The following is a 3,363-nucleotide window of genomic DNA, read 5'->3' on the forward strand; positions in this document are numbered from 1 at the left end:
GCCTTGCAGCCGCCATGGCCCTGGGCGCCTGCGCGGGTCCCACCGGGAACGCCCGGGTGGGCGCCGTGGACGCGGCCGGCGACGGCACCCTGCGGATCGGCCTGATCCTGGACAGCACCGGCAAACAGGGCTTTCTCAACGCATCCCAGCTGGCGGCGGCCAAGCTCGCGGTCAAGGAAATCAACGCTGCTGGCGGACACAAGGGCAAGCCCGTGGAGCTGCTGCCGGAATCGATCGGCACGGACACCGCCGCCCAGGCCAAGACCCTGGTGGCCGCCAAGGCCGACGTCGTGATCGGCCCCACCGACTCCAGCCGGGCGCCGGACGCCATTGACGTGCTCTCGCGCGCCAAGATCGCGATCATTTCCCCGGCCAACACGGCGCCGGGGCTCAGCAAATACAAGAGCGGCGGCTACTACTTCCGGACCGTCGCCGCCGATGTGGCGCAGGCTTCGGTCCTCGTCAAGCTCGCCAAAGACGGCGGCGCCAAGACCATCGCCGTCGTGCACGAGGAAGGCAGCTACGGCAAGGAGGTCTCGATAGCCGTCTCCGAAGCCGCGCAGGCCGCCGGCCTCGGTACCTCCGTCGACGCTGAATTCAAGGCCGGCCAGGCCCAGCAGGCGGCAGCAGCCGCCAAGGCGGCCTCCCCGGACGCCGTCGTCCTGGTAGCCCGCGACGGCGCCCAGGGTGCCATCGCCGAGCTCAACAACGCGGGGCTGGCAGGGCGCAAGCTCGTCCTGAGCGACGGGGCAGTCAACCAGTACGGACAGGGCCTCGGCTCCAAGGCCCTGGACGGCGCCCGCGGGATTCTTCCCGGCATGTTCCCGTCCGCGCACTTCCAGGCCGAACTCGTGGCCGTCGACCCCGGCCTGAAGGACATGGCGTTCGCGGCCGAGACGTACGACGCCGTCAACCTCGCCGCGCTCGCCGCCGCCGCGGCCGACGACGATGCAGGCACGTCCATCGCCGCGAAGCTGGTCTCCGTCTCCGGCGGAACGACAGCCGCTCCCGGCGGGTCCTCCGGCGAGGCCCAGACCTGCACGACGTACCAGGACTGCGTGACGGCACTCCGTGCCGGCAAGCGCCCCGACTATGAAGGTCAGTCCGGACCGATCAATTTCGACAGCAATGGTGACGTCACCGTCGCGGGCTACATGGTCTACAGCTACGGCGCGGACAACACCGCCAAGATGACCGGCACCGAAACGGCCCGCAGCGCGGGGTCCTGATCGCTCCTAGCGAAGAGCGGGCCCAGTGACGGCTCGGGGGACAGGCACTGCTTGCACTCTCCCCGGGGGAGTGCTAATTATTGAGTTAGCACTCCCGCGTATTGACTGCTAACACGACGCCCGGTTTCGGCCGTTGCGTGTGGCGGCCGATTGACCGGGAGCGAAAGAAACACCTGGCTGGGGTGAGATCCCCGGTCCGGCGGCATACAGAGGCTGCCGGACAGGAATCGTCCGTCGCGGGCACCACAACCAAGGTTCATTCTTAACGACTGTCCCGAAAGGACTACTGCCGTTATGGCCAAGATCATTGCATTTGATGAAGAGGCACGCCGCGGTCTTGAGCGGGGCCTGAACATCCTCGCCGACGCCGTCAAGGTCACCCTCGGCCCGCGTGGACGCAACGTCGTCCTCGAAAAGAAGTGGGGCGCCCCCACGATCACCAACGATGGTGTTTCCATCGCCAAGGAGATCGAACTGGACGACCCTTACGAGAAGATCGGCGCCGAGCTGGTCAAAGAAGTTGCCAAGAAGACGGACGACGTCGCCGGCGACGGAACCACCACCGCCACCGTGCTCGCCCAGGCCCTGGTCAAGGAAGGCCTGCGCAACGTCGCGGCCGGCGCTGACCCGCTGTCCCTCAAACGCGGCATCGAAAAGGCCGTCGAGGCGGTCACCCGCGAGCTCCTGGCCTCCGCCAAGGAAATCGAAACCAAGGAAGAGATCGCCGCCACCGCGTCCATCTCAGCCGGGGACAACGAAATTGGCGCCCTGATTGCCGAAGCCCTGGACAAGGTCGGCAAGGAAGGCGTCATCACCGTCGAGGAGTCCAACACCTTCGGCCTCGAGCTGGAGCTCACCGAGGGCATGCGCTTCGACAAGGGCTACATCTCGGCCTACTTCGTCACCGACGCCGAGCGCCAGGAAACGGTCCTTGAGGATCCGTACATCCTGATCGTCAACTCCAAGATCTCCAACGTCAAGGAACTGGTTGCTGTCCTCGAAAAGGTCATGCAGTCCTCCAAGCCGCTGCTGATCATTGCCGAGGACATCGAGGGCGAGGCCCTGGCCACCCTGATCGTCAACAAGATCCGCGGCACCTTCAAGTCCGTCGCCGTCAAGGCTCCGGGCTTCGGCGACCGCCGCAAGGCCCAGCTGGCCGACATCGCCATCCTGACCGGCGGCCAGGTCATCTCCGAGGAAGTCGGCCTCAAGCTTGAGACCGCCGGCCTCGAGCTGCTCGGCAAGGCCCGCAAGGTCGTTGTCACCAAAGACGAGACCACCATCGTTGAGGGTGCCGGCGACGCCGACCAGATCGCCGGTCGCGTGTCCCAGATCCGTGCCGAGATCGAGAACTCCGATTCGGACTACGACCGCGAGAAGCTGCAGGAGCGCCTGGCCAAGCTGGCCGGCGGCGTTGCAGTCATCAAGGCTGGTGCCGCAACCGAGGTTGAGCTCAAGGAACGCAAGCACCGCATTGAGGACGCCGTCCGCAACGCGAAGGCTGCTGTCGAAGAGGGCATCGTCGCCGGCGGTGGCGTGGCTCTGATCCAGGCCGGCGCCAAGGCGTTCGCCAACCTGCAGCTCGAAGGTGACGAAGCAACCGGTGCGAACATCGTCCGCGTTGCCATCGACGCCCCGCTGAAGCAGATCGCCTTCAACGCCGGCCTCGAGCCCGGCGTCGTGGTGGACAAGGTCCGCGGCCTGCCCGCAGGCCATGGCCTGAACGCAGCCACCGGCGAGTACGTCGACCTGCTGGCAGCCGGCATCAACGACCCGGTCAAGGTGACCCGCTCTGCCCTGCAGAACGCGGCTTCCATCGCCGGCCTGTTCCTGACCACCGAGGCCGTTGTGGCCGACAAGCCGGAGAAGAACTCCCCGGCCATGGGTGGTGGCGACGACATGGGCGGCATGGGCGGCATGGGCGGTTTCTAGCCACCCGGCCATCCGGCCCTCACCATCTGTGCCGACAAGGTCCACGTCGGCACGCCCGGTACGACGACGGCGGTCCCACCTTTGGGGGGCCGCCGTCGGCGTTTAAGCGTTTAAGCCTCCCACCCCGGCACGCCCCCTCAGTTGTGGCGGCATTTTGGCTGACGCTCCCTCAGTTGTTGCCGTGGTTCGCCCGACGCACCCC

2 protein-coding genes are annotated in these 3,363 nt (G+C 66.8%); both read left to right on the forward strand.

Annotated elements, in window-relative coordinates:
* Positions 1 to 1,229: ABC transporter substrate-binding protein (locus AB4Y86_RS15180; RefSeq protein ID WP_441403024.1), on the forward strand; the 1,229-nt coding region annotated here is incomplete at its 5' end.
* A 294-nt stretch (positions 1,230 to 1,523) separates the two neighbouring features.
* A complete protein-coding gene (gene groL, locus AB4Y86_RS15185; protein WP_441403025.1) occupies positions 1,524 to 3,161 on the forward strand; it encodes a chaperonin GroEL in 1,638 nt (545 codons plus the stop codon).
* The last annotated feature ends 202 nt before the right edge of the window (positions 3,162 to 3,363 follow it).

Source organism: Arthrobacter sp. 2YAF22_2 (assembly GCF_052114645.1).
Taxonomy (GTDB): domain Bacteria; phylum Actinomycetota; class Actinomycetes; order Actinomycetales; family Micrococcaceae; genus Arthrobacter.

Coding starts and splice junctions, on each gene's coding strand:
- groL (WP_441403025.1), top strand. CDS start 1,524: ATGGCCAAGATCATTGCATTTGATGAAGAGGCACGCCGCGGTCTTGAG.